The sequence below is a fragment of the Erythrobacter sp. SN021 genome (assembly GCF_021864455.1).
In genome coordinates, this window is sequence record NZ_JAKKUW010000003.1 from 424,457 (window position 1) to 449,338 (window position 24,882).

The 24,882-nt window shown below is 63.3% G+C and carries 28 protein-coding genes and 1 tRNA gene; 6 read left to right on the top strand and 23 right to left on the bottom strand.

Going from position 1 to position 24,882, the window contains the following annotated elements; translation table 11 throughout:
* Positions 1-53 precede the first annotated feature (53 nt).
* Positions 54-509, top strand: coding sequence for a nucleoside deaminase (locus L5849_RS09535; protein ID WP_236925388.1), 456 nt, complete (start codon positions 54-56; stop codon positions 507-509).
* Complete coding sequence (locus tag L5849_RS09540) at positions 506-943, top strand: hypothetical protein (RefSeq protein WP_236925389.1); 438 nt, start codon at positions 506-508, stop codon at positions 941-943. Before L5849_RS09535 ends, L5849_RS09540 begins: the two co-directional genes overlap by 4 nt.
* Here the strand turns inward: L5849_RS09540 and L5849_RS09545 are convergent, their stop codons facing one another.
* The 5 genes from L5849_RS09545 to L5849_RS09565 form a co-directional block, all read right to left on the bottom strand.
* Positions 944-1,657 carry a ribonuclease T gene (locus L5849_RS09545; RefSeq protein WP_236925390.1) on the bottom strand — a complete coding sequence of 238 codons (714 nt, stop codon included), beginning with the start codon at positions 1,655-1,657 and terminating at the stop codon, positions 944-946.
* Entirely contained in the window at positions 1,644-2,063 is a 420-nt protein-coding gene (locus tag L5849_RS09550) for a hypothetical protein (RefSeq protein WP_115415471.1), read from the bottom strand. The genes L5849_RS09545 and L5849_RS09550 overlap by 14 nt, the downstream gene beginning before the upstream one ends.
* 42 nt (positions 2,064-2,105) lie before the next feature.
* Positions 2,106-2,966, bottom strand: a complete 861-nt coding sequence (gene nadC / locus L5849_RS09555; RefSeq protein WP_115415472.1) for a carboxylating nicotinate-nucleotide diphosphorylase — start codon at positions 2,964-2,966, stop codon at positions 2,106-2,108.
* A gap of 114 nt (positions 2,967-3,080) precedes the next feature.
* Complete coding sequence (locus L5849_RS09560; RefSeq protein ID WP_115415473.1) at positions 3,081-3,878, bottom strand: LytTR family DNA-binding domain-containing protein; 798 nt, start codon at positions 3,876-3,878, stop codon at positions 3,081-3,083.
* Entirely contained in the window at positions 3,875-5,104 is a 1,230-nt protein-coding gene (locus L5849_RS09565; protein ID WP_236925391.1) for a sensor histidine kinase, read from the bottom strand. The genes L5849_RS09560 and L5849_RS09565 overlap by 4 nt, the downstream gene beginning before the upstream one ends.
* Positions 5,105-5,186: 82 nt before the next feature.
* On the opposite strand from L5849_RS09565, the gene L5849_RS09570 reads away from it, so the two are divergent.
* Positions 5,187-5,798 carry an HD domain-containing protein gene (locus tag L5849_RS09570; protein ID WP_115415475.1) on the top strand — a complete coding sequence of 204 codons (612 nt, stop codon included), beginning with the start codon at positions 5,187-5,189 and terminating at the stop codon, positions 5,796-5,798.
* 4 nt (positions 5,799-5,802) lie between these two features.
* On the opposite strand, the gene L5849_RS09575 is transcribed toward L5849_RS09570, so the two are convergent.
* The 9 genes from L5849_RS09575 to L5849_RS09615 form a co-directional block, all read right to left on the bottom strand.
* Positions 5,803-6,489 (bottom strand): DsbA family protein, encoded by a 687-nt coding sequence (locus tag L5849_RS09575; protein WP_115415476.1) that lies wholly within the window; start codon positions 6,487-6,489, stop codon positions 5,803-5,805.
* Between the two features lie 19 nt (positions 6,490-6,508).
* Positions 6,509-7,888: a M48 family metalloprotease gene (locus L5849_RS09580; RefSeq protein ID WP_236925392.1), complete on the bottom strand. Its 1,380-nt coding sequence runs from the start codon at positions 7,886-7,888 to the stop codon at positions 6,509-6,511.
* An 11-nt stretch (positions 7,889-7,899) separates the two neighbouring features.
* Positions 7,900-8,802 (bottom strand): alpha/beta hydrolase, encoded by a 903-nt coding sequence (locus L5849_RS09585; protein WP_236925393.1) that lies wholly within the window; start codon positions 8,800-8,802, stop codon positions 7,900-7,902.
* An 8-nt stretch (positions 8,803-8,810) separates the two neighbouring features.
* Positions 8,811-9,851, bottom strand: coding sequence for a phosphatase domain-containing protein (locus L5849_RS09590; RefSeq protein WP_236925394.1), 1,041 nt, complete (start codon positions 9,849-9,851; stop codon positions 8,811-8,813).
* A 123-nt stretch (positions 9,852-9,974) separates the two neighbouring features.
* Complete coding sequence (locus L5849_RS17205; RefSeq protein WP_370459220.1) at positions 9,975-11,924, bottom strand: hypothetical protein; 1,950 nt, start codon at positions 11,922-11,924, stop codon at positions 9,975-9,977.
* A 110-nt stretch (positions 11,925-12,034) separates the two neighbouring features.
* Positions 12,035-12,505, bottom strand: coding sequence for a DUF2141 domain-containing protein (locus tag L5849_RS09600; protein ID WP_236925395.1), 471 nt, complete (start codon positions 12,503-12,505; stop codon positions 12,035-12,037).
* Positions 12,502-13,218, bottom strand: coding sequence for a sterol desaturase family protein (locus L5849_RS09605; protein WP_236925396.1), 717 nt, complete (start codon positions 13,216-13,218; stop codon positions 12,502-12,504). The genes L5849_RS09600 and L5849_RS09605 overlap by 4 nt, the downstream gene beginning before the upstream one ends.
* A 49-nt stretch (positions 13,219-13,267) precedes the next feature.
* Positions 13,268-13,765, bottom strand: coding sequence for an MmcB family DNA repair protein (locus tag L5849_RS09610; RefSeq protein WP_236925397.1), 498 nt, complete (start codon positions 13,763-13,765; stop codon positions 13,268-13,270).
* 77 nt (positions 13,766-13,842) lie between these two features.
* A complete protein-coding gene (locus L5849_RS09615) occupies positions 13,843-14,241 on the bottom strand; it encodes a hypothetical protein (protein ID WP_236925398.1) in 399 nt (132 codons plus the stop codon).
* Between the two features lie 131 nt (positions 14,242-14,372).
* Here L5849_RS09615 and L5849_RS09620 point away from each other — a divergent pair.
* Positions 14,373-14,449: transfer RNA gene (locus L5849_RS09620), tRNA-Arg, on the top strand.
* A gap of 138 nt (positions 14,450-14,587) precedes the next feature.
* Here the strand turns inward: L5849_RS09620 and L5849_RS09625 are convergent.
* The 9 genes from L5849_RS09625 to L5849_RS09665 all read right to left on the bottom strand — a co-directional run bounded on the left by L5849_RS09625 (position 14,588) and on the right by L5849_RS09665 (position 21,755).
* Positions 14,588-14,947: an iron-sulfur cluster assembly accessory protein gene (locus tag L5849_RS09625; RefSeq protein WP_115415530.1), complete on the bottom strand. Its 360-nt coding sequence runs from the start codon at positions 14,945-14,947 to the stop codon at positions 14,588-14,590.
* The gene (locus L5849_RS09630) at positions 14,947-15,447 is read right to left on the bottom strand and encodes an SUF system Fe-S cluster assembly protein (RefSeq protein ID WP_236925399.1); all 501 of its coding nucleotides are present in this window, start codon (positions 15,445-15,447) and stop codon (positions 14,947-14,949) included. Before L5849_RS09630 ends, L5849_RS09625 begins: the two co-directional genes overlap by 1 nt.
* Positions 15,444-16,661 (bottom strand): cysteine desulfurase, encoded by a 1,218-nt coding sequence (locus L5849_RS09635; RefSeq protein WP_236925400.1) that lies wholly within the window; start codon positions 16,659-16,661, stop codon positions 15,444-15,446. The genes L5849_RS09630 and L5849_RS09635 overlap by 4 nt, the downstream gene beginning before the upstream one ends.
* Positions 16,658-17,416: a SufD family Fe-S cluster assembly protein gene (locus L5849_RS09640; RefSeq protein WP_236925401.1), complete on the bottom strand. Its 759-nt coding sequence runs from the start codon at positions 17,414-17,416 to the stop codon at positions 16,658-16,660. Before L5849_RS09640 ends, L5849_RS09635 begins: the two co-directional genes overlap by 4 nt.
* Positions 17,409-18,158, bottom strand: a complete 750-nt coding sequence (gene sufC / locus L5849_RS09645) for a Fe-S cluster assembly ATPase SufC (RefSeq protein ID WP_115415534.1) — start codon at positions 18,156-18,158, stop codon at positions 17,409-17,411. The genes L5849_RS09640 and sufC overlap by 8 nt, the downstream gene beginning before the upstream one ends.
* Before the next feature lie 127 nt (positions 18,159-18,285).
* Positions 18,286-18,819, bottom strand: coding sequence for a DUF559 domain-containing protein (locus L5849_RS09650; RefSeq protein WP_236925402.1), 534 nt, complete (start codon positions 18,817-18,819; stop codon positions 18,286-18,288).
* Positions 18,816-20,312, bottom strand: coding sequence for a Fe-S cluster assembly protein SufB (gene sufB / locus L5849_RS09655; protein WP_236925403.1), 1,497 nt, complete (start codon positions 20,310-20,312; stop codon positions 18,816-18,818). The genes L5849_RS09650 and sufB overlap by 4 nt, the downstream gene beginning before the upstream one ends.
* A complete protein-coding gene (locus L5849_RS09660) occupies positions 20,309-20,719 on the bottom strand; it encodes an SUF system Fe-S cluster assembly regulator (protein ID WP_115415538.1) in 411 nt (136 codons plus the stop codon). Before L5849_RS09660 ends, sufB begins: the two co-directional genes overlap by 4 nt.
* A 112-nt stretch (positions 20,720-20,831) precedes the next feature.
* Positions 20,832-21,755, bottom strand: a complete 924-nt coding sequence (locus L5849_RS09665; RefSeq protein WP_236925404.1) for a hypothetical protein — start codon at positions 21,753-21,755, stop codon at positions 20,832-20,834.
* Positions 21,756-22,114: 359 nt separating this feature from the next.
* On the opposite strand from L5849_RS09665, the gene L5849_RS09670 reads away from it, so the two are divergent.
* Together L5849_RS09670 and ggt are read left to right on the top strand one after the other, a co-directional pair.
* On the top strand, positions 22,115-23,143 hold the full coding sequence (locus tag L5849_RS09670; protein ID WP_236925405.1) for a quinone-dependent dihydroorotate dehydrogenase: 1,029 nt from the start codon (positions 22,115-22,117) through the stop codon (positions 23,141-23,143).
* A gap of 10 nt (positions 23,144-23,153) precedes the next feature.
* Entirely contained in the window at positions 23,154-24,869 is a 1,716-nt protein-coding gene (gene ggt, locus L5849_RS09675) for a gamma-glutamyltransferase (protein WP_236925406.1), read from the top strand.
* Positions 24,870-24,882: the final 13 nt, after the last annotated feature.

Consider the following 24,882-nt stretch of genomic DNA (forward strand, 5'->3'; position numbering starts at 1 on the left):
GAATCGTCAAGCACGTTGCACGCTTGCGCGTCGAGGGCTAGCGCCTGGCGGATATGGCCGCCTGGACACTTCCGCAACCCATGGAGCGCGCTCTTGCGCTTGCAGAAAAGGCCTCCGCGCTGGGCGAGGTGCCGGTGGGCGCGGTGGTGACTCGCGGCGGCGAGGTGATAGCGGAGGCGCACAACGCCCCGCGCGAAACGCACGATCCAACCGCCCACGCCGAAATCCTCGCGATTCGCCGCGCGGCGCGCGCGCTGGGCGAGGAACGCCTCACAGATTGCGACTTGTGGGTCACGCTCGAGCCCTGCGCCATGTGCGCGGGCGCGATCGTCCATGCGCGCATCGGCAAGCTCTATTATGCGGCGAGCGATCCCAAGGGCGGCGCGGTCGAACACGGCGCGCGGGTGTTCGAGCAGCCCCAGTGCCTGCACCGGCCCGAGGTCTATGCCGGTATCGGCGAGGCGAGGGCGGCGGAATTGTTGCGCGAGTTTTTCAGGGAGCGGCGATGAAGCTGACCTCGATCACTGCGGAGAGGCACTATTTCAATGAGAAACCTAATGGCCCGCCTCTTCGCCTACTCCTAAGTTTCACGAACGGGAAAACGCTGCGCTTGCGGGTCGCCGGCGATGGTCAGAGAATGATCCTTGATAGCGATCCACTGTCCAGCCCCACGGAGATGGACGAATTCGGCAGGACAGAACTGTCCGACGTTACGCGGGATCTTTTCCCGACGCTTTCTGGCCTTGCAATTGACCGGATCGCTGAACTTGTCTGGCACAGAACAATGGTAGGGATTTGTCTCGAGTCCGAGACCTCCAGTTCATTCTACTTCTGGGTAGACGGCGACGAGCTGCACTGGGATGACTCCGCAGCATTGCAGTCCCATGACTGGCTCGATGATGTGCTTCCATCCGTCACGGAAAAGACCATCTCGGTGAACTAGCTACAACCCCCGCCATATCTTCGCCGCCGCCTCGTTCCGCGCTCCAAAGCGCGCCCGGTCGCAGGTCGCGGGCATGAAGCGTTTGTCGTAGCACAGGCGCAGTTCTTCGAGCCATCCCCGCGCGTTGAGCTTCACGCCGACTGCTTCGCGCGGCCAGTCGGGATTGGCATCGGTGAAGCGGGTGCGGATGGTGCCTGCGGTGAGGCCGTCCTCGCGGCTCACGCGATCGAAGTCGGGGATGCGCAGGCCCCGCCACAATATGCGGGTGACTTTGAAATAGGTTGCAGGGCGCTTTGTCATGCAGGCGCCATGCTTGGCCCATTGGCGCGCAAGGAGCGCGGCGGAAGGCGAGATACACATGTTTGCCGCCACCTCGCGCGGCAAGGGGGCGCGGGGGGCAGGGCACCATTGCGGCCAGCTCCGCCCGCTTTGCGGCCAGAGCCCATGGACGACCAGGCCGAACATCCCCTCGCGTCCACTGCATTGGCGCGCATGGCGGCGCTGGCCCTTGCGCGGCTTGCAGAATTCCGGGCTCCAGCTCAACGCCAGCGTGTAGCCGGTGATCGGCAGGCGGCGCGGCGGTGCATCGGGAGTTACTTGCGGCAGGCGCAGGCTGGTTGGCAAATCGCACTGGTAATGCTGCGCGGCAAGCGGTGCGGAGGGAAGCAGCGCCGCGGCGAGCAGCAGGACGACGCCATGGCTAGGGCGCCGCATGATCGTCAGTTCGGCTAAGCCAAGCCCTGGCATCGGCGCGGAAAAGCAAGGCGATGGCCGCAAGCTGGAGAACCGTGACCACCAGGCTCGTCAGCCTGGCGGGATTAAACATGGTTGCGGGATCGAAATTCACGAACAGCAGCCCGAAAGCGGTCAGGACCACCAGCATCCATTTCGCGATTACGCTCGCGCGGCGGGCGATGAAGTACCACAGGATCAAGGGAATCAGCAGGCTGATCGCGATCACGCCGACGGCGAAGCCATTGCCCGGACCCATGGCGGCAAGGGCAGGATCGCTCCGGATTTGTGCCAGGAAAGCGTCGTACTGGACCACGCTGTTGACGAGAACGAGCACAAGGCTGAGCAGAAACAGGCGCTCGAACCATAGGATAGAAACCGGTCGCATTCCTAATTCCCCCCGTTTTCGACGGGAAAGAATGCCCGCAAATCACAAGGGGGTAAAGTCGAGACCGATATCGGCAGCCGGAGCGCTTTGGGTGAGGCGGCCGACCGATACGTAATCGACCCCGGTGGCGGCTTTCGCCCGGATGGTATCCAGATTGATACCCCCGCTCGCCTCGGTCGGCACACGGCCCGCGACCAGCGCCACGGCCTCGCGCAGGATCGGCGGTTCCATATTGTCGAGCAGGAGGCGGGTCGCCCCGGCTTGCAAAGCGGGCTCGATCTGGTCGATCCGGTCGACCTCGCAGATGATGTCCTTCACTCCGGCTTCGACCGCGCGGCGCACCGCTTCGCCGACCGAACCGGCGACGAGGACATGATTGTCCTTGATCATCGCCGCATCCCACAGGCCCATGCGGTGGTTCGACCCGCCACCCATGCGCACGGCGTATTTTTCAAGCATGCGCAGGCCCGGAATGGTTTTGCGCGTATCGAGCAGGGTGCAGCCAGGATTATCCATCGCACGAACATATTCGGCGACCATCGTGGCAATACCCGAGAGATGCTGGACGGTGTTGAGCGCGCTGCGTTCGGCGGTCAGCATGGCGCGGGCATTGCCTTCGAGCCGCATGAGATCGGTGCCCGCCGGCACGCTCGCGCCTTCTTCCACCAGAAGATCGACGCTCATGTCCGGATCGAGCGCACGAAAGAAAGCTGCCGCGACCGGAAGGCCGGCCACATGGATTGCGTCGCGCGTATCCATCACGCCCGCAAAGCGCGCCTCGGCGGGAATCACGCTTTCGCTGGTGACGTCGCGCCCGCCGCCCGCCAGACCCTCGCCGAGATCCTCGTCCAGAGTGTCGCGGACGAAAGCGGAAAGGTCGAAACCGGAGAGTTGGAAAGCCATGAAGTGCTCCTAACCGGGCCGGGGGAGGCCCGGCAAGGGCGCCCGCCCGCAGCGGGTGCAGCTTGCTGCACGTCTAGCGAGGACGCACCGACGGATGTCGGTGGGAAAAGCAAACTAATGCACGAAGCGCGCCACCACGTCGCGGTAGCTGCGGCTGACCTTAACCTCGGCGCCCGAGTCGAGCACCAGGAAGCATTCGCCATTGGTGTGCGGTTTCACCTGCCGCACCTGGTCGAGATTGACGATCGTGCTGCGGTGGACGCGCTGGAACTTGCGCGGGTCGAGACGGCGTTCGAGGTCCTTCATCGTCTCGCGAAGGATCAGCGAATTGTCGCCGGTATAAATGCACATATAATCGCCGGCCGCCTCGATATGCTCGATCGTGTCGGTTTCGACACGAAAGATCTGGCCGCGATCCTTGACGTTGATGAGCTTCTCATACCTGCTCGACGCCTCCGCCTCCTCGCCGGCGAAGCCTTCCGCAGCTTCGGGAGCGACCTCTGAGAGAACGTTCTTGAGCTTCTCCGCCTCTTCGGTCGATTTCTTTTCGGCAAGCCGCTGGCGCACGCGTTCGACCGTGTCGGCGAGCTTGTCCTCGTCGACCGGTTTCATGAGGTAATTGACCGCATTGGCTTCGAAGGCACGGATCGCATGTTCCTGGAAGGCGGTGACGAAAACGAACAGCGGCGGATCGATCTCCATCACGCCCTGGACGACCGAAAAGCCATCGAAACCGGGCATCTGGATATCGAGGAAGACGAGATCGGGCTTCAACGTCTTGATCGCGCGGATCGCTTCGCGACCGTTCTGGCAGGTCTCGATGATTTCGACGTCTTCAAAGGGTTCGAGGCGCAGTTGGAGGCCCTGGATCGCAAGCTTCTCGTCGTCGACGAGGATGGTTCGAATAGTCATGATGCCTGGTGTGCTTTCGGGGGTGTTGGTGAGGGTGTAACGGCCGGGCGAGCCGCAGGTTTCTTAACGGGTTCGACTTGGGCGCCGGGGGCTTGCTCGCGGCTTAACGCCTCGGCCTCCTCCGTTTCGAAGGGGAGTTCGATCAGCACCGAGAACCCGCCGCTTTCGGGCGACCGGATTTCGAAGCGGTGTTCCTCGCCATAGGCCTGGGCCAGCCGGTCGCGAATATTGGTGAGGCCGACGCCGGTCGAATCGCGCCGCGCACGGCTGGGTCTGACGGCTGGCAGACCGTCCTCGGTATTGTTCATCGTCATGCCGGGGCCGGTATCGGACACGGTGACGCGCAGGCGCGGGCCGACCACCTGCGCTGCGATCGATATTTCTGCACCCTCCTCTTGCGGACTGACGCCGTATTTGATCGCATTTTCGACCAGCGGTTGCAGCAGCATGGCCGGCAGCTGGGCCTTTGCCGCCTCCGGTTCGATGCGGAAGGTGGAGCGCAGGCGCTCCTCGAAACGCATTTGTTCGATGCCGAGATAGAGCTGCAATGTCTCGACCTCCTGCTCAACCGTCACTTTCCCGCCCGGCTGGGTGACCAGCGTATGCCTCAGAAAGCTCGACAGGCGGGTCAGCATGGCATTGGCCGTCTCGCTCTGCTTGAGCAGCACCAGCGTGCTGATCGAATTGAGCGTGTTGAACAGAAAATGCGGGTTGAGCTGGTAACGCAGCATGGCGAGCTGCGCGCTGGTCGCCTGCGCTTCCAGCCGTTCGAGCCGATCGGCCTGTTCTTCCACCTGGAGGAAGAAATTGATCGCGTAATACAGCGCCGACCAGGCGCCGAGCAGGGTGAGGTTGAAGAAGTAGATACCGATGAACAGCTTGGCGAAATTCTGGCTCGTCGCGCCGCCCGCTACTTCCAGAACCCAACTGTCGATGAAGGCATAGATTCCGGTCGCGATCGCAAGAACCACGGTCGTCGCGCCCCATGTGACGAGTGGCTTTTGGCGGATTAGCCGATTGTAGGTGACGGCCAGCAGCAGGCTGATCGAAAATCCGGTGATGGTGGAAATCAGATTGATGACCAGCCGGTCGGGCGGGAGGTCGTTCGCCAGCGCCGACATTGCGCGCAGCAGTGTCGCCCCGCCCCAGCCAGCCAGCTGGAGGTTCCAGAACGCCTGGTTCTTGTTCTCGAAGAACGGCGTGGGTCGGATGGGCAACACGGCCATGTGCGGGAACCCCTAGCGCAATTGCGACGAACTGCGCCAGTCGCTAGAGTGCCGCCGACAGCCGAAGCGAGGGAGAGACGCGATGGGCGTGCAGGAAAATATCGAACATGCAGCCAGCGAACGCGCCAAGTTCCGCGAGATGAAGGAAGGCACGGCCGAAGACTGGGCGATCATTGGCGGCGAATATCGCGCCTTTGCCAAGGGGTTGCCCGACCGTGTGCTGGACCATCTCAAGCTACTCGACGGCGATTTCGGAGGCTTTCCGATTTGTCGGCTGGAGCATTCCCTGCAGACCGCGACCCGTGCACATCGCGACGGGCGCGACGAGCAATATGTCGTAATGGCGCTGCTGCACGACATCGGAGACACGCTGGGGAGCTACAATCATCCCGAAGTCGCCGCCTCGATTATCAAGCCCTTCGTGAGCGAGGAAGTGCACTGGATCTGCCAGAATCACGGTGCCTTCCAGGGCTATTACTATTTTCATTTTCTCGGCATGGACCAGAATGCGCGCGACAAGTTCGCGGATCATCCCCATTTCGAGGCCTGCCGCGAATTTTGCGAAAAATACGATCAGGCAGCGTTCGATCCCGATTACGACAGCGAACCGCTTGAGTTCTTCGAACCGATGGTGCGCCGCGTGATGGCGAAACCGATCGCCTCGGCCTATGCGAAGGCACTGGAAGAGGAGTGAGCGCCTAGGTTTCGGCGTCGAGCGCCTTGGCGAGCCGTTCGGCGGGAACCAGCCCCTCGATCACCTCGCCGCCCGCTACCCAGCTCGGCGTGCCGGTGAATTGCAATGTGCGGGCGAAAGCCATGGTCTTCGCCAGTTCGGCGGTCGCTTCGTCGGACTGCGCGAAAACCTCGGCGGCGGCAATGTCGAGCCCGGCAATCTGCGCGGCGCGGGCAATCGTGCCCTCGCTTGGGGGACCCTGTTCGAACATGGCGTGATAGAAGGCGGGATACTTGCCCTGTTTCGCTGCCGCGAGCGCCATGCGCGCAGCCTGTTCGCTGCCATCGAAAATGGGCCATTCGCGCACCACCACCTTGAGCTCGGGATCGGTGGCGATCAGCTCGTCGATCGCTGCGACCGACTGGCGGCAATAGGTGCAGCCATAATCGGTGAACTTGACCAGCACTTTCGATCCGTCGGGATTGCCAAGCACCGCGCCGGGGAAGGGCTGCTTCACTTCGTCCGCGATCTGCGCCAGTCGGTTTTGCGCATCCCCGCGTTGATAGGCTTCGGCCATCTCGGGCAGGATCTGCGGATTGGCGAGCAAATAGTCGCGAGTCTGGCCGTTGCCGAGGCCGGACAGCGACCACAGCGCGGCACCGGCAAAGCCGAACACCAGCGCGATCAGCGCGGTCAGCAGATGATTTCTCATAAGGCCCCTAATCCGTCAGTCAGCGCGGTGCGCAATTGCGCCCGCGTTCCATTTCGCATTGCCGTTCCAGCAGCGCGCGCGCCTGCATGCCTATATCCTGCGCGCGAATCCAGTCGGGCGTTCCCCGCTCGAGCCCGCCCTCGGCCGCCTGGGCGCTGCGCAGCGCGAGCGCATATTGTCCGCTCATCACCTGTTGCTCCGCCGTCGCCAGCCGCGCCCGGGCGGTGTCGCCACGGGCGGCATAGACCATGCCGAGCTGGTACCAGGCAAACGGGTTGCGCCGGTCGCGGCCCACCGCGGCGCGCAATACGCGTTCGGCCTCTTCGTAATTGGCCGGATCTTCGGTCGCGATCAGCGCATGGCCGAACATGCTGGCGATCAGGGGTTCGGAATTGGTCAGGGCAGTCGCGCGGCGCAGCGGATCGAGCGCTTCGCCCGGGCGCCCCGATTCGAGCAGCACCTGCCCCTTGAGTTCGAGGAAATAGGGATCGTCCGGGCTCGTCGCGATCAGCGCATCCGCCGCATCGAGCGCGCGGTCCACCCGGGCGTTCTGGTGATAGGCATAGGCACGGGCATAGAGCGCGGGGATCGACTGATCGGTTTCGGGATAGTCTCGCAGGGTTGCGGAAGGCTTGGCGATGTAACCGGTCAGTTTGGCCTTCACGCGGTCGAAATTGGCCTGGTTGCGTGCATTGGGCGGCCGATCCCAGGCCGGGTCCTTTTCATAGACTTCGCGCAGCGCGGCAATCCGATCGCCCGACAAGGGGTGGGTACGATAAAAGCCGGCCTCGTCGCTCTGGCTGTAGCCATAACGATATTCCTGGTTGAGCAGCTTGCCGAAGAAGGTCAGCGACCCCCGGCCGGAAACTCCCGCCTTCGAAAGATATTCGGCGCCCGCGAAATCGGCCGAGGATTCCTGCGTCCGGCTGAAGGACAGGAACTGGCCGAGCGCGGCCTGCTGGCCCAGCGCCATCACGCCCATGGCCGCCTCGCCCGCCCCGGCCAGCGCGGCGCCGATCCCGGCGAGCACCGAGAGCAGCGAAATCTTGGTCGCGGAGGCCGCGCCTTCGCCATAACGCAGGATATGACCGCCGGTAATGTGGCCGAGCTCATGGGCGATCACGCCCTGAACTTCCTCGGCGGAGTCTGCGGCCTCGATCAGACCCGAATGAATATAGACTATCTGCCCGCCGGCGACGAAGGCATTGATCGAGCGGTCGTTGACGAGAACGATATCCACATTCTCCGGTTCGAGCCCCGCCGCGGCGATAAGGGGGGCGGATATCTCGTCGAGAAACGCCTCGGTCTCCGCATCGCGCAGGATCGACTGGGCGGCGACCGGCTGCGCCGCGAGCATGGCGGCGGCAAGAATGGCGAGCAGGCGGGCAATCAGGCGCATTGGCGGGCAGCCTAAGGGGTTTCGGCCTGAACCGGAACTGAAACCTCGCTCACCCGACGTGCGAAATCGATCAGCGCATTGTCGACATCGCGCGATCGCCGCCAGGGACTGGCCAGTGAAACCAGCGGCGCATTGTGATCGAACTCCTCATAAAACAGCGTTTCGACCGGTGCGCCGGCTGCGCGCAGGGCACGGGACAGGGCGCTCGTATTGCGCGGCTTGACCAGCGTGTCGCGCTCGCCATGAATCAGCAGCATGGGCACCGCATCGCCGCGGGCGTGATTGACCGGCTGGCTCGCAGCTCCTGCCTCGACCGAACCGAAGCTGGCGATGGTCGATTCGCTGTCGAACGGGAAGAAATCGTAAGGCCCGGCCAGTCCCACGACGCCGCGTATGCGGCCCGGGCCGTCTGCCAGCCACTTCTCCTCCAGCGCGGTTTGCACGACATTATAGGCACCGGCGGAATGGCCCGCCAGCACCATTCTGGCCGGGTCGCCGCCATAGCGAGGCGCGAGACGCGCAGCGTGCGCGATGGCGGAAGCCGTATCTTCGAGCATGGCCGGGTAGCGCCCGTCCTCGCCCAGTCGGTAGCCTGCGAGCACCACCAGGAAACCCTCGGGCGCCAGCGAACGAGCGACGAAATTGTAATCGTCGGGATCGCCCCAGCGCCAGCTCCCGCCATGAACGAAGACCACCACCGGGAGCGGCTGCGTCGCGGCGGCAGGCGCGTAGATGCGCAGCTGGTGATCCGGATGCCCGCCATAGCTCGTCTTGGCGACGAGCACGACACCCCGCGTCCCCCCGGTCAGCCTGTCGATCGCGTCGAGAACCGCAGGCCCGTTATTGCGGATTGCCAGCATCAGCATGCCGCCCGCCACAGCCAGCACCGCCACGACGCCGATCAGAAGCTTCATCGGGCGGCTCACCCGGCGGCCGAAGGATCGGTTCGTTCGACCGAATCGACGATCGCCCTAGCCTCCTCGTCCGCCAACAGCCCCACCGACGCCAGAAACTTGTGCCCCGTATCGTAGCTGGTGCCCAGCCACAGCGGTATGTTCGCGGCCTTCAGCTTTGCCTTCGCGTTCAATTCTTCGGGGCTCATCGCGTCACCGACCTTGCGGATGAATATGGCGCGCACGCGATCCGGATTCTCCAGCGCCACATCGGCGAAAGCGGTGAGGTCGCCCTGGCTGTCGTCGCCGATCAGGGCGAACTTCATGTCGGGATAGGCGCCAAGGATACCGTCGATCGCCGCGCGCTTGTGCGCACCGTGGCTCGACGAACCGAAGGTTTCGCGGTTGAGCCCCCAGTCGCGCAGGAAGATCGGCCCCAGCGGCAGACCGCGACCCCGGATATAGGTGACGAGATAGCTGAACAGATTCCACGGACTGGACGATACGTAGAAAAAGGGCCGATGCGTGGCCGGCTGGGTTTCTCCTACATGACCCTCGCCTTCCGCCAGCACGTCGCCGCCGCCAAGGGCATTGTAGAAAACATCCGCACCGGGCACGATGATGCGTTCTTCGGGCATCTGCATCAGAACGCGCCGCCAATTGCGCATGACCTTGCGGAAATCGCCGGTAATTCCCGTTTCGATGATCGTATCGTCGATATCCGAAATGACGGCCAGGGCAGTGTCGGTGCCAGGAGCGATCACATGCGCATCGAGGCACTGCTCCTCTCCCGCCGTCTTCCAGTGAAAGACCACGGTTTCCCAGGCCGGATGATCGTCATAAGACCATTCGGGATCGAGGCGAATGTCGAAATGGACGAAGCCTTCCTTATCGGTCAGGCCCTGATGGCGCTGGCTATTGGCGCCGGGGCGCGCGATTTCGAGCTCGACGGGAAATTCCGCGACCTCGTGGCTGGCGAATTGGCCCAGCATCGTTTTGGCGGCGCGCCATTTGCCGCGTTTCTCGAACCGGCCCACCCGCGATCGCAACGCGCGCGCTGTAATGCGCAATCGTTCTCGATTTCGGTAACCGAAATAAGGCTGGATACGGACGGACGCGGTAGGCAGGAACGGCATCGCCCCGCGCTAGCCGTTGCGGCGCAGCGCCGACAAGCCCTTTGTGGAAGTGCCGTTCTAGCCGAGCAGCTTGCGCGCCGCGCGTTCCACGAGCGGGATATCCTCGGGCACTTCGCCAATAATTTCCAGCGCGCCCTCGGGCGTGCGGCGAACCATCACAAGCGCGAATTCGGCGCCTTCCTCGTCCAGTTCGGCGAGCGAGAGCGGGTCCAGCGCGCGCAATTTCCCGGCCAGCGCCGGACGTACCGCTTTCTCGTCGGCGACCGGTTTGCCCTGTTCTTCCTTTCGTGCGCGGCGTTCCGCCTGGACCACGCCTTTGAGGCCCCCCTCCGCCTCGCGAAGGAATGCGGTCAGCTTGCCGCGCTCCACGCCGACACGGTGGGCGTGCATCAGAACGGCGGCGTATTCGGTCAGGCGCGTCTTGTCGTAATCGGCACCGAAGACCAGCTTGACCACCGGGGTCATCGGCGCGCGGTCTTGGAAAGTCAGCCCATTTTCATTCAAAAGCTCGTCGAAATCGTCGGGTGCCTGCTGCGCTTCGAGGCTGAAATCATAGGCTCGGCCGACAGCGGCATAAAGCGCCTTGCGGCTGCGATCTTCCGTGTTCTGCGCGGTTTGCGCCATCTCGCGCGCTGCGGCGAGGCAATCGTACAAACCTTCCGGTGAGGCCTGCGCATCGGCGGGAATCTCCTCCGCCCCGGTGTTCGTCGCGATGGCCTTGCCCGCAGGTTCCGTATGCGCATCGGCCCCGACAGTCTCATTTTCCGCGGCGATGCCGGATTCGCCAGCTTCGGAAAGGGTTCCATATCGGGCGACGGGATCCGTGGGCTTTTCGAACCGCTCCGCATCGAATTCGGCTTGGCGCGGCGACGCAGCTATTTCCTCGTCCCCATAGCCATGCGGCAGAGTGGCTACGGGTGCGCTGCGCGAGAGAAGAACGGTTTTCTTCGTGCGTTCATTGCGGCTGACCAGCGCGACAAGGCTGCTCGCGGTATCTTCGTCGGCCAGAGGGTCGACGACCCCGTCGACATCCTCCTCGTCTTCTTCGTCCTCATCCCATTCGGGCAGTCCGTAATCGGCGGCGGTCTTCATACCGCTGTCGAAATCGTCGAAATCGTCGCCCGCGCCACCGAACTCGTCGTCGGCGACATGGGTGCCGACCGGATTGCCCAGCGCATCCATGCGCGGCGCGGCGGAGGCCTGCGATGCACGGCCGGGTGCCTCGTCGGCACCGCCATGTTCTTCGGCAGGTCCGAACGCCGGTCGCGGCAGCGCTCCCGATCCGTGGCTGTCCATCATCGCACGATCCCCGAGTTCGAGCACCCCGCGGTCATGGCGGCCATGCGTAGAGGCCGCAAGCGTTTCGACCGTGTCGATCGTGTCCTCGCCGTCCAAGCCGTATTCGTCCATTGTGCCGAGCGCCTGATCGAGCTCGAGCAGCAGGGCGTCGGCGGTTTCCCGGTCGGCCATTTCCTTCCAGTTTATCACCCCATAAATGAAGTCGATCGTCGCGTTGTCGCTCGAATAGGGCAGCAGAATTCCGCGATAGAGGACCGAGGCCCCGGTTTCGTTGACGAATTCGGCCTCGAAACCGATTGGCGCCTCATTCGCGAGGATCTGCATGTAATGATCGGTAATGCGGCTGAGCACCGATCGGCTGGGAACTTCGGAAAGCCGGACCAAATCTTCCGTGGGACCGCACTCGGCCGCCAATTCGGCGCCCACAAAGCCGATTTTCGGATCCTCGACATCGTCAGAGAGATCCAGCAGGACCGAATAGGGGCCGAAATCCTTCAGCGTGCCGGGCTCGAGGTCTGCGATCGGCGGGAAGTTGAGATCGCCCAGCAGACCCGCCCAGTGATTATAGGCGCGTACCTGCATCCGGCGTTCGTCCTGACCAACAGGCGAGGGCGGCGGCTCGATATCGGCGTCGAACGGCTCGACATAGTCGTCGTCGCAGTCTTCCTCCGCTTCACGCGAGCCGAAAAAACCGCCTAGCCTGTCCATCACTGCATTGGCTCCCGAGAGTTCTGCCCATTCGGCATCGATATGGACGTCGCGCAGTAAAGATATGATTAAGGAAATTAACCATGGAACGGGCCGTTTGCGGGAGAATTTCAGAGCATGTAGCGCATCCTTATAGTCAGCGCGCGATCCTCTGTGCCGATGTCGAAAGCGGCTTCGGAAAATCGGGGTGGCCCCATCCGCACCTTCGCATCGCGCGAAAAGCCGAACCCTTCCTTGGGCATCATGCCCAGTGCGCGGTCGGCCTTTCCATTGGCGTTCTCGTCATGCAGCAGGGCAATGGCATAGCGGCCGGGCTTCACGCCCGCGAAGGTAAAGGTCACGCTCCCCTCGCGCGCTTCGGCCGTGGCTCCGTGCGCTCCCGCGACGCCGCGGCAGCGCGGAAACTTGCCTTCGTCGGTAGTCATGCAGGCGCGCACGATACCCTTGGCATTGCGCAGTTCGGTCACGGTCACGCTGATCGTGGCTCCGGAAAGCGCCCCGTCTTCGGGGGACGCAGGGGGCGAGGCGGCCGCAAGCACCGCGCCGAGCGGCAGGAAGGCTACCGCGCCCAACCGGCTCATATGTTGGGGCTGAGCCCCTTGTCGGTACCGCAAAAACGATCCCAGTGACGAAAATAGAGGCCGTAATTGCATCGATACTCTTCATGATGGCGCTGGTGATGGCTGGCCGTTATCAGCCATCCGCCTAACTTGGAATGAACCAGTCGCCGCGGGAATATTTCCCAGCCCATATGGTTGGTGACCCCCATCACCGTCATCACGATCAATACCACGCCCAGCATGGCGACATGGATCGGGATGACAAAAACCAGAACCGGTATGACCACCGCGCCCGTGATCGCCTCCCACGGGTGAAAGCTCATCGCCGCCCATGCGGTCGGGGGGCGGCTTGCATGATGAACGGCGTGCATGGTGCGGAACAGGTTCGGGCGATGCATCAACCGGTGCGTCCAGTAGAACCAGGCGTCATGCGCCAGCAGATAGAGCAGCGGGGCCAGGGGCAGATACCACAACGGATAGGCGCCCGGATCCATATAGATTTGCGTCCACCCACGCTCCTGCCAGCCCCACGCGACCACGCCCGCAGGAATGCCGTAAATCGCGGCCGAGACGAGCGACCAGCCGATCTCCCTGCGAATCTGGCTGCCGAGGCCAGCGTGATACCCCGGCCGCACGCGATTGGTGATCGCCGCGAAAATCCCGCTCGAGGCAAGATAGCGCCCGGCCACGATCGCGGTCATGGCAAGGGCGGAAAGAGTGATCGCGATCCACATCGTGCAATCGACCCTACTGCGCGATCGCCTGCTGGGGAACCGGCAAAAACTATTCGATCGCACCCCATGGCGAGCAATGCGGATCGAACGCCACCGTGGCGCGGCGCAGGGAAGCGCGGGCAAGCCGTTCGATTTCGACCTTGCGCCGCGCCGCGGCCAGCGGGACGAGCGGCGCGGGCCGCACTATTTCCCCGTCATAGCCATCGGCAACGATGATTCCGCAACTGTCCGGTCGATAGCCTTCGCCGTCCAGCGGGCTGTGATCGAACCCCGGGGGCACTCCCCAGTAGAAACGATCGCAATGATCGAGATAATCGGGCCATTTGCCATCACCCAGCAGATCGCCCCGCTGGACCTTGATTTCGACGATGATGACCCGCCCCTTCGGATCGACACCCATAAGGTCCGCCCGCCGCCCGCAACGCAGCGGCATTTCGGCCAGGCACCATATGTCGTTGCGCGCAAACAGCCGCGCTACGCCCCGCGCGACATGAGAAGCGGTAAGTCCGTCCAGAAGCGATTCCGTCATGTCGGCGAAATGGAACATACCCCGAACATCGTCAAGGCTTAACCGCGCCGGGGCCTATACCGGCGACATTGCGGTCGCCGTCGATTTTTCGAAACTCAAGCAGCGTCGAGGATAGCAACGATCGCCGCCCGCGCGGTGTGAAATTCGCGCCAGAGGGTAAGTGCGGCGGCAGTCGTATCCTGTCCCTGTGCAGTCAACGACAGAAGCGCCCGCAGACCGGGTTCCATCATCGCGGCAAGATCATCGATCCCGCGCGCGACGCTGTCGTAATGCCAGCCGCCCCTTACAGCGGCCCGCTCAGGCAGCCCCATGATTTCCCGGGAGAGTGGCTCGCGGCCAAGCTGGGCCAGATTGCCCACCGCGGCGGCGGCTTCATGAACCGCTTCCCATCGCTGTGCCAATAAGGTGCTGTTCGGCGTTTCGTGCTGCCCGACCTGGGTGGGCGGCAGCATGGTGGCGTGAACCAGATCGAACGGGTGGGACATCGCGTTCATGCCCAGCAGGACTAGGCGGCCAGTCTTGCGAAAAGCCTAACGCCCCCATCGTCATTTCCGCCAATCCGTTTTAAGGCTGGCGGGCGCACGCTGGCTTTGCTAAGCGCCCCGCTCGCTTAACGGCACCATACGCACCCGTAGCTCAGCTGGATAGAGCGCTGCCCTCCGAAGGCAGAGGTCACAGGTTCGAATCCTGTCGGGTGCGCCATTTCATCGGCATTTGGAAGACCCCCAGTCTACGCCGATCCGCGACCTTCGAGCTTAAGTAGAGATTTTGCGGTAGTATAGCCGCCCCATGGGCGATCTACCGAGTCCCAAAAGGGCAATCAGGGCATCGGGGATGCCCTCACACCATAAAGCTTTCACCGCAGCCGCATGCGCCCTTGGCATTGGGATTTTCGAACACGAAGCCGGCTGTAAAATCGTCTTCGACCCAGTCCATTGTGCTGCCAATGAGATAAAGCACGCTGGCCCCGTCGATGTAGAAAACGCCGCCGGGCGTTTCGATCTTCTCGTCGAACTTGGCTTCCTCGGTGACGTAATCGACCGAATAGGCAAGGCCCGAACAGCCGCGACGCGGGGTCGACAGCTTGACGCCGATCGCGTCGGCGGGCGCCTTGGCCATAAGATCGGCGACGCGCTGTTCGGCGGCGGGCGTCAGGATGACGGCAGCCTTGGGGGCGGGACGGGTCTTGGTGTCGCTCATCACAGCATTCCCAATTCGAGACGCGCCTCGTCGGTCATCTTGTCCGGCCCCCAAGGCGGGTCCCAGACGAGATTGACTTCCGCATCGCGAACACCCGGTACGCTGGCGGCGCGCAATTCGACCTCGCCGGGCATGGTTTCGGCGACCGGGCAATGCGGTGTAGTCAGCGTCATGGTGACGGTCACGTCGCTCTCATCGTCCACCTCGACGCCATAGATCAGTCCGAGATCGTAGATATTGACCGGAATTTCCGGATCGTAGATTTCCTTGAGCGCGGCGACCACCGCTTCATACAAGTCGCCGCCGGGCGCACCGGCGGGCACGTTCTCGGGCTTTTTCTGGAGAAAGCCTTCGAGATAGTCGCGTTTGCGCTCCATGGTTTCGCGCGGGCTCTCCTCCGGATCGACGGCGTCCTCGACCCGCGCGCGCGGCGGCTTGTCCATGACGGTATCCGCCGGGGACGGCGCTGCAATGAAATCCTTGTCCTGATCGTCGTTCATCCGAAGATCCTCTGGGTCCTTTCGATACCGCGCAGCAGCGCAGCGATGTCGCTTTCGTCGGAATAGAGCCCGAAGCTCGCCCGGGCGGTGGCGGGAACGCCGAGGTGGTCCATCAGCGGCTGCGCGCAGTGGTGGCCCGCACGGATCGCAACATTCTCTTCATCCAATATGGTGCCGAGATCGTGCGGATGAACCCCCTGAAGCGCGAAACTGACGATGCCCGCGCTTACCTCCGGCCCGAACAATGTGACCGAGTTCATGGAACGCAGTTCGTCGCGGAGCTGTTTCGCCAGCGCGCTTTCATGCGCGAACAGGCGGTCCGGGCCGAGCGCATCGACATAATCGATGGCCGCATGCAGCGCGATCGCCTCGGTAATCATCGGCGTGCCCGCCTCGAAGCGCTGCGGCGGCGGGGCGTAGGTGGTTTTCTCGAAGGTGACGCGATCGATCATCGCACCGCCGCCCTGCCAGGGGGGCATGGCATCGAGGATGTCCTCGCGTGCCCACAACACGCCGATGCCGGTGGGTCCATAGATTTTATGGCCCGAGAAAGCGTAGAAATCGCAATCGAGCGCCGCCATGTCGAGCGCCATGCGCGGCGCGGCCTGGCAGCCGTCGAGCAGGATCTTCGCGCCGACCGAATGCGCCAGATCGGCGGCTTCACGCGCATCGAGCACGCTGCCCAGAACGTTCGAGACATGCGCCAGGGAAACCAGCCTGGTGCGCGGCGTCAGCAGTGCCTCGAGCGCGCCCAGATCGATCCGGTGGTCTTCGGTGAGCGGGCAGACGTCGATCTGCGCGCCGGTACGCTCGGCCACCATCTGCCAGGGCACGATGTTCGAATGATGCTCCAGCGTGGAAAGGACAATCCGGTCGCCCTCTCCGATATTGGCCATGCCCCAGCTCGCCGCGACGAGATTGATCGCCTCGGTTGCGCCGCGCACGAAAACGATTTCGTTCTCGCTCCTGGCACCCATGAAATCGGCCACCCGGCGGCGCGCGGATTCGTAGCCGAGCGTCATCTGCGCGCTGCGCGAATAGACCCCGCGATGAACCGTGGCATAGTCCGTGCCGAGCGCACGGGACATGGCGTCGATCACAGCTTGCGGCTTCTGGGCCGAAGCCGCCGTGTCGAGATAATGCCACGGCTGCCCATCGGCAGTCAGCAGGCCGGGGAAGTCCGCTTTCCGGGTCAAGGTCGCCGCTTCGCTCATAGCGCCCTGTCCACCTTGTCGAGCGCAATGCCCATCATCGACTCGCGCGTCTCGTCGTCGTCGAGCGAGACGAGCGCATCGCCGAGGAAGGCCTGTACCAGCAGACGGCGGGCAAGGTCGGGCGAAAGGCCGCGTGCCGCCATGTAGAACCGCGCGGTCTCGTCCAATTGGCCGACACTGGCGCCATGCGCGCACTTCACGTCGTCGGCGAAGATTTCGAGCTGCGGCACGGCATTCACGCTCGCGCCCTTTTCGAGCAGCAACCCTTTGAAGTCCTGCGCCGCATCGGTCTTCTGAGCATGGCGTACGACGTCGATATTGCCGAGGAAATTGCCCGTGCCGTGGCCCCAGTGAACCGCACGAACGGTCTGGTTGCTGGTGCCCTCCGGTTCGGCATGGATAGTGCGGGTGACGATCTCGCGCACCGTCTCGCGGCCACCCACGGTAATGCCGCCAAGTTCGAAATGCGCGCCCTTGCCGAGGGTCACCTCGATCTCCAGCCGCGCGAATTCGGCCGAGGAGAGCACGGCGAAAATCTCGCAGCGCGCGCCCTCGCCGACACTCACACGCCAGCGGTGCAGTTCGGTGGGCTTCGTATCCGCCGCATCGGCGATGAGGAGCGTCTCGCGGAAGGTCTCGCACGGCGCGATATCGATCACACGCCAGTCGTCCAGCGCCTCGCCCTGCAAGCGCTCGACCGCGGAATAACGCCAGGCCTCTTCGCGCCTTGTGGGAAGTTCGGCTGCTTCAGGCATCCGCCATCACCGCATCATACCCTTCGCTTTCAAGCTCGATTGCCAGTTCGGGGCCGCCGGTACGCACGATCCGGCCCTGCGACAGGATCGAGACCTTGTCGGGCTTCACCACTTCGAGCAGGCGCTGGTAGTGCGTGATCAGCAGCACGCCCTTGGCCGGGTCGCGCATGATCGCATTGATCCCTTCGCCCACGACGCGCAGTGCGTCGATGTCGAGGCCGCTATCGGTCTCGTCGAGCACGGCGAATTTCGGATCGAGAATGCCCATCTGGACCATCTCGGCGCGCTTCTTCTCGCCGCCCGAAAAGCCGACATTGACGTGCCGCTTGAGCATTTCCGGATCGAGCTTGAGCAAGCCCGCCTTGTCCTTGGCAAGCTTGAGAAATTCACCGCCGGTCAACGCTTCTTGCCCACGCGCCTTGCGCTGCGAGTTGAGCGCCTCGCGCAGGAATTGCAGGTTGGACACGCCGGGAATCTCCACGGGATACTGGAAGCCGAGGAACAGGCCGGCCGCCGCGCGTTCGTGCGGTTCGAGATCGAGCAGGTCCTGCCCGTTGAACTCGACCGAACCCTGCGTAACCTCGTAGCCGGGCCGTCCGCCCAATACATAGGACAGCGTCGACTTGCCGGCGCCATTGGGACCCATGATCGCATGGACCTCGCCCGCAGGCACTTCGAGCGTGAGCCCGTTCAGAATTGTCTTGCCGTCGATTTCGGCATGGAGATTGTCGATTTTCAGCATGATGCGATTTCCAGATTGTCGTCGCCCCGGACCTGATCCGGGGCCGGTGCTGTCTTGAGCGCAGCGCCAGAAAGAGAAGCACTATCCCGGATCAAGTCCGGGATGACGGGAGAGGGGTGTGAGCGCGTCATCGGCGGTCTCTCGGCCCGCCGATCGGGCGACTCCGCCGCGGGGTCGCGCCGTATTTTGACTGGTGTTCGCGGCGTGCGGTCTGCTTGTCGCGGTAGCGCGCGTTCATGGCGGCGAAGATCGGCTTCATCGCCTCCTCGACATCTTCGAGGATGGTCGCGGCGGGCACGCGGAACACTTCGACGCCGACGCTGGCGAGGCTCTTGTCCCGGCGCTTGGCGAGGGTGTCGTTTTGATCTTCTTCGTCGATTGCGATGGCAAGGCCGAGCGGGTGAGAGACGAAGTCGAGGATCGCCGAGCCGACCACGGTGTGCCGGGTAAACTTGTACTTGCCGAAATCTTCCTTTGCGAAGCGCGCCGCGAGCGCCTTGTGCGCCGGGCTCGCATGGCGCCGCAGGTAACGTGCACGCTCATGAATTTTGTCGAGCCGCTTCTCCGAAATTTCCCACCCGCGGCCCTTCTTCTTGAGCGCGGGGGTGTCGTCGGCGGTCTCGGAAGGATCGCGGAGCTGGAGGGTCTTGCGTTCGGTCACCCCACACTCCCTTCCAGACTGATCGCCAGCAATTTCTGCGCTTCGACCGCGAATTCCATCGGCAGTTCCTTCAGCACGTCCTTGGCGAAGCCGTTGACGATCAGCGCCATCGCTTCCTCGTCATCGAGGCCGCGCTGCATGGCGTAGAAGAGCTGGTCGTCGCTGATTTTGCTGGTGGTCGCCTCGTGCTCGATCTGCGCGCCGGGGTTCTTCACCTCGATATAGGGCACGGTGTGCGCACCGCACTGGTCGCCGATCAGCAGGCTGTCGCATTCGGTGCGGTTGCGCACGCCGTCTGCGTTGGCGGCCACGCGCACCAGCCCGCGATAGGTGTTGTTCGACTTGCCCGCCGAAATGCCTTTGGAAATGATCGTCGAGCGGCTGCCCCGCCCGTTATGGATCATCTTGGTGCCGGTATCGGCCTGCTGGTAATTGTTGGTCACCGCGACCGAGTAGAACTCGCCCACGCTGTCCTCGCCATTGAGCACGCAGCTGGGATATTTCCAGGTCACCGCGCTGCCGGTTTCGACCTGCGTCCAGCTGATCTTGCTGCGCGCGCCCTGACACAGCCCGCGCTTGGTGACGAAATTGTAGATTCCGCCCACGCCTTCCGCATTGCCCGGATACCAGTTCTGGACGGTCGAATACTTGATCTCCGCATCTTCGAGCGCGACCAGCTCGACCACGGCGGCGTGGAGCTGGTTCTCGTCGCGCATCGGCGCGGTGCACCCTTCGAGATAGCTTACATAGCTGCCCGGTTCGGCAATGATCAGCGTGCGTTCGAACTGGCCGGTATTCTCGGCATTGATGCGGAAATAGGTGCTGAGCTCCATCGGGCAGCGCACGCCTTTGGGCACGTAGACGAAGGTGCCGTCGGAGAAGACTGCGCTGTTCAGTGTGGCGAAGAAATTGTCATGCTGCGGCACGACCTTGCCGAGCCACTTCTTCACGAGGTCGGGATATTCCTTGATCGCCTCGCTGATCGAGAGGAAGATGACGCCTGCCTTCTTCAGCTCCTCGCGGAAAGTGGTGGCCACGCTGACGGAGTCGAACACCGCATCGACCGCAACCTTGCGCGCGCCCTCGACCCCGGCGAGCACCTCCTGTTCCGCCACCGGAATGCCGAGCTTGTCGTAAACCGCCTTGATCTCCGGATCGAGCTCGTCGAGCGACTTGAGCTTTTCCTTCTTCTTGGGCGCCGCGTAATAATAGGCGTCCTGGTAATCGATTTCAGGATAGCCGAGCTTGGCCCAATCAGGCTCTTCCATGTCCTGCCACAGGCGAAACGCCTTGAGCCGCCAGTCGAGCATCCATTCGGGCTCGCCCTTCTTGGCGGAAATGAAGCGGACGGTGTCCTCGGTCAGTCCCTTTTCGGCGAATTCGGTTTCGATCTCGGCCGACCAGCCATGTTCGTATTCGGCCGCCCTCTCGGCAGCTTCCTTCGCTTCGGCATCCATTTCGGGGTTGGCCTGAATGTCCAGTTCTTCGATCATGCAATCTCTCTTGTTCGGGCAAGCTGGGTCAGCGGGATCGCCGCCAGCGCACCACGAAGTGCCTCGTTCACGACCGGCCAATGCGGTTTGACCGAGCAATCATGCTCGACAAGACAATCCGCGCCCTCGACACAGGCGGTCAGCGCTATTGGCCCCTCTACCGCCTCGACAATGTCGGCCACGGTGATCGCCGCCGCCGGCCGGGCCAATTGCAACCCGCCACCGGCACCGCGTGTCGAGCGCAGCAGGCCCGCCGTCGAGAGTTTGCTGACCAGCTTCTGCACCGTGGGCACCGGCAGCCCGGTTTCGGCGGCCAGTTCGGCGGCGCTGGTCTTTCCCCCGCCGCAATGGCGCGAGGCCGCGCACATGGCGACGACGGCATAATCGGCAAGGTTGGACAATCTCATATCGGCAACTCGGCAACGCCAGGCTTAATCGGACCAAATCGGTCTGATTGGTCAAGTAGGCGCGTAAAAACGCCATTTCAACGAGAATCGCCGTCTTGCGAGTCGTTAGCAATTAGCTGTCGGCGAGCGGGTCCCTGCCCAGTTGCTCCGCCTCGCCCGAGCCGAACAGGTCGACCGAGCTGTAGCCATCAGGCCCCAGCATGTCGTTGATGGGAGAGCCGGCATCGGGCTGCAGGCGCTTGGGCGTGCGCCCGGTGAAAAAGCGGATCTCCTTGATGAGATGCGCCTGATCGTAAAATGCCTCACGGATTTCCGCTTCGAGCTCTTCCGGCAGCTGCGGAATGGAGAGGAGAGTGGCAGCGCGCACCGCGCGATAGCGGCGCACCAACCGAACGGGCGATTGCCCGAAGAATTGCGCGACCAGCCGCTGCGACTGCCGCTTGGAATAGGGCAATCGTTCGTAAAGGTCGTCAAGGTCCGGCTTGAACGAGCTCGACAGCCATTCGAGCGTCCGGTCGATCACGGCGAGATGTTGCTCGGGCAGCTGCGAAATGCCCCGCCTGACGATATCGCACATAGCATCGAGCAAACCTTCATCATCGAGCTGATCGGTTCTCCATTGTTCGGCCAGCGCCCCGAATTCATCCGCGAGACCTGCCCCGAGCACCATTCCGGGCTCCAGGAAACAATCGTGGTAATCGTGAACCGACAGCCCCGAAAGAGCCGCCCACCCCCGGAAGTTCAGCGATACGCCGAATAATGTGGCCGGACCCGAAACGCTGAAATGGCGCGCCTGACACAGGGGTGCGAGAAAGAAGGCATCGCTCGTTTCACCAACGTCGTCACCATCGAACTGCATCCGACCGAGACCCTGCGCGAACACCACCATCTGGCCCGAATAAGCCGGCAGCACATCGTCTAGCTGATCGTCCGGGCTGCGCCAGATGTAGAGCGAGTTCAGGTATGGCGCGAGCTCGGGCGGCGCGGCTACGAATTCGAAAAATTGTGACGCGTCGTCACCCGGAAGACCCGACAAACCCCTGTCCCGTTCCCTGCCTCACCCAGTAAATTGTATAAATACGCCAAAAGCGCTGCGCTCGCAATTGCAATATGAAGAAATAATTCCATTCGCTCGCCACGCGCCACAGAAAGCCGCTCTCCATAAAAAAGGGGGCGGCCTGTGAAGACCGCCCCCTGAAGTCGAGAACTCGTTGCAGAACTGCTCCGAGCCCTTCGGGTCGCAACAGCGTGTTAGGCGGAGTCTGTGACAATTGATTGTATGCAAGCGACAGGCCTCAAAATGCGAGTTTTTCTTTGTGCCCTGCTTGCATATTGCGCGCCTCGCCCAGCCCCGGAAACCTCGACAGCGGAAGCATGAGACGGCATGGCGCTGGCATGTTGTTCGACCTCGCCCGCCCCGCCCTTTTCGCTCTCGATCCAGAGCGTGCGCACCGCCTCACTGTGAAAGCGCTGTTTTTTTCCCCACGGGCCGGACCGCAGCACGCCGGTCCTCTGGCAGTAGAGGTCGCAGGGCTCGCTTTTCCAAATCCTCTCGGGATGGCGGCCGGCTTCGACAAGGACGCCGAGGTCCCCGATCAGCTGCTCGGTCTCGGTTTCGGATTTGCCGAAGTCGGATCGATCACTCCGCGCCCACAAAAGGGCAACCCCAGGCCGCGCCTTTTCCGGCTGGTCGAGGACCGCGGTGTCATCAATCGGATGGGCTTCAACAATAGCGGAGCGCAGGACGCGCTGACTCGTCTCGCGAAGCGCGCAAGCCGCCCAGGGATTGTCGGGATCAACATCGGCGCGAATAAGGACAGCGAGGATCGGACCGCCGATTACGCGGTCATGGCCCGGCTCATGGCGCCATTTGCATCCTATCTCGCCGTCAATATTTCCAGCCCGAACACGCCGGGCCTTCGTGCTTTGCAAGACGAAGGCGCGCTGACGGGCCTGCTCGACGCCGTCATCGACGCACGCGGCGAAGGCGGTCCGCCCGTTTTCCTGAAAGTCGCGCCGGACCTCGAGCCAGCGGATATCGACGCGATTGCGCGTATCGCCGTCGAGCGCGAGCTGGGCGCGTTGATCGTAGCCAATACCACGATCGCACGTCCCCCGCTCAAAAGCAGCTATGCGAACGAAAGCGGGGGCCTGTCGGGCGCCCCCTTGCGCGACCTTGCCCAGCAACGGTTGCGCGATTTTCGCGTGGCCACCGGCGGAGCGGTGCCGCTGGTCGGTGTCGGCGGTATTGCCAGTGCCGAGGATGCGTGGGCGCGTATCCGCGCGGGCGCGAGCCTCGTCCAGCTCTATAGCGCCATGGTCTATGAAGGCCCCGGCCTGCCGCGCCGCATCCTGCGGGGCGTCGAGAAGCTAATGCGCCGGGATGGGTTCGCGTCGATTGCGGAAGCGGTCGGAAGCGAATAGGCAGCGGCGGATGATCAGGATATTTTCCGGCCCGCTGATGGCAATAGCCCTTGCTGGCTGCGCCACAACCCCTCACCCCGTTATCGACACCGCGCCGACAGTGCCCGCCTTCGCGGGAGCGGTTTCGGCGGCCGATCCCCGTGCGCAAGCCGCCGGCGAAGACATGCTCGCTCGGGGCGGAAGCGCGACCGATGCGGCGATTGCCGTGATGCTGGCCTTGACCGTCGTCGAACCGCAGAGTTCGGGCATTGGAGGCGGCGGCTTCCTGGTGCGCGGAACGGCGGACGGGTCCGTCGGCACCTTCGATGGACGGGAAACGGCGCCCTCGGCGGCCACCCCGGAAAGGTTCCTTGATGAGGAAGGGAACGTGCTGCCCTATATGGAAGCGGTCCGCAGCGGGTTGTCGGTCGGTGTCCCGGGCAACATCGCCTTGGCGGCCAAGGCCCATGCGGCGCATGGCAAGCTTGGCTGGGCGACCCTTTTCGATCCGGCGATCCGGCTTGCGCGCGAGGGGTTCGAGATGAACCCGCGCCTGCATGGCATGCTCGAACGAGCGAAGAACCGGTCCGCGCATACCGAGGAGGCGCGTGCAATATTCTTCGATGCTGCAGGCAATCCTCTTCCCGTCGGAACCCGTCTGACCAATGAACGATTGGCCAGGACGTTCGAAGCGATCGCGGCGGCGGGGCCGAGAGCTTTCTATACGGGCAGCCTTGCCCGCGAGATCGCCGAAACGGTTTCCGCGGACACGCCGCGCGATGGCGCCATGTCCTATGCGGACATCACCGGTTACGAAGCCAAAACGCGCGATGGCGTATGCGGCACCTACCGCGCCTATCGGATATGCACCATGGGTCCGCCGACCTCGGGTGGTATCGCCGTGCTGCAGATTCTCGGCCAGCTCGAACGGTTCGATCTGACAGCCCTGGGGGTGGACAACCCGGCGACGTGGCACCTCTTCATCGAATCGCAGCGCCTCGCCTATGCCGATCGCGAGCTTTACCTCGCCGATAGCGATTTCGTTTCGGTCCCGGTCGCGGGTCTGATCGATCCGGATTATCTCGGCTCGCGCAGCGCGCTGATCGAGGCGGGCGCGGCCCTCGGCACGGTCACTGCGGGCATTCCGGAAGGTGCACCCACCGCCGCAGCGGACGGGAACGAGCCCGAAGAACACGGCACCTCCCATTTCGCGGTCGTCGACGCAGACAGCACAATGGTCAGCTACACCTCGACCATCGAAGGTGCATTCGGCTCGGGGCTCATGGCAGGGGGCTTCTTCCTCAACAATGAACTGACCGATTTCAGCCGTTCGCCGGTCGTCGACGGCAAGCTCGTCGCCAATCGGGTCGAGGGCGGCAAACGACCGCGCAGCTCGATGTCGCCGACGGTCGTCTGGGACCCTGAAGGCAAGCCGTTCCTCGCCGTGGGCGCTGCCGGCGGCAGCACCATCCCCGTACAGACCGCGCGCGCCATCATCGGAGCGATCGATTTTCAGCTTTCGGCCGACGAAATCCTCGGCCTGCCCTTCGTCATGGCCTTTGGCGATCGTCTGTTGCTCGAGAAGGGGACCTGGCTCGAGGATCGGGCGGATGTTTTCCGGTCCTTGGGCCATCGGCAGGTATTTCTCCGCGAGGCGCCGGTGAAGGGCGGCGCGGTTCTGCGCACCGCCGCAGGTTGGAAAGCGGCCCGCGATCCGAGACTCGCGGACCAAATCCACACACCGTGATCCGCATGGTCGG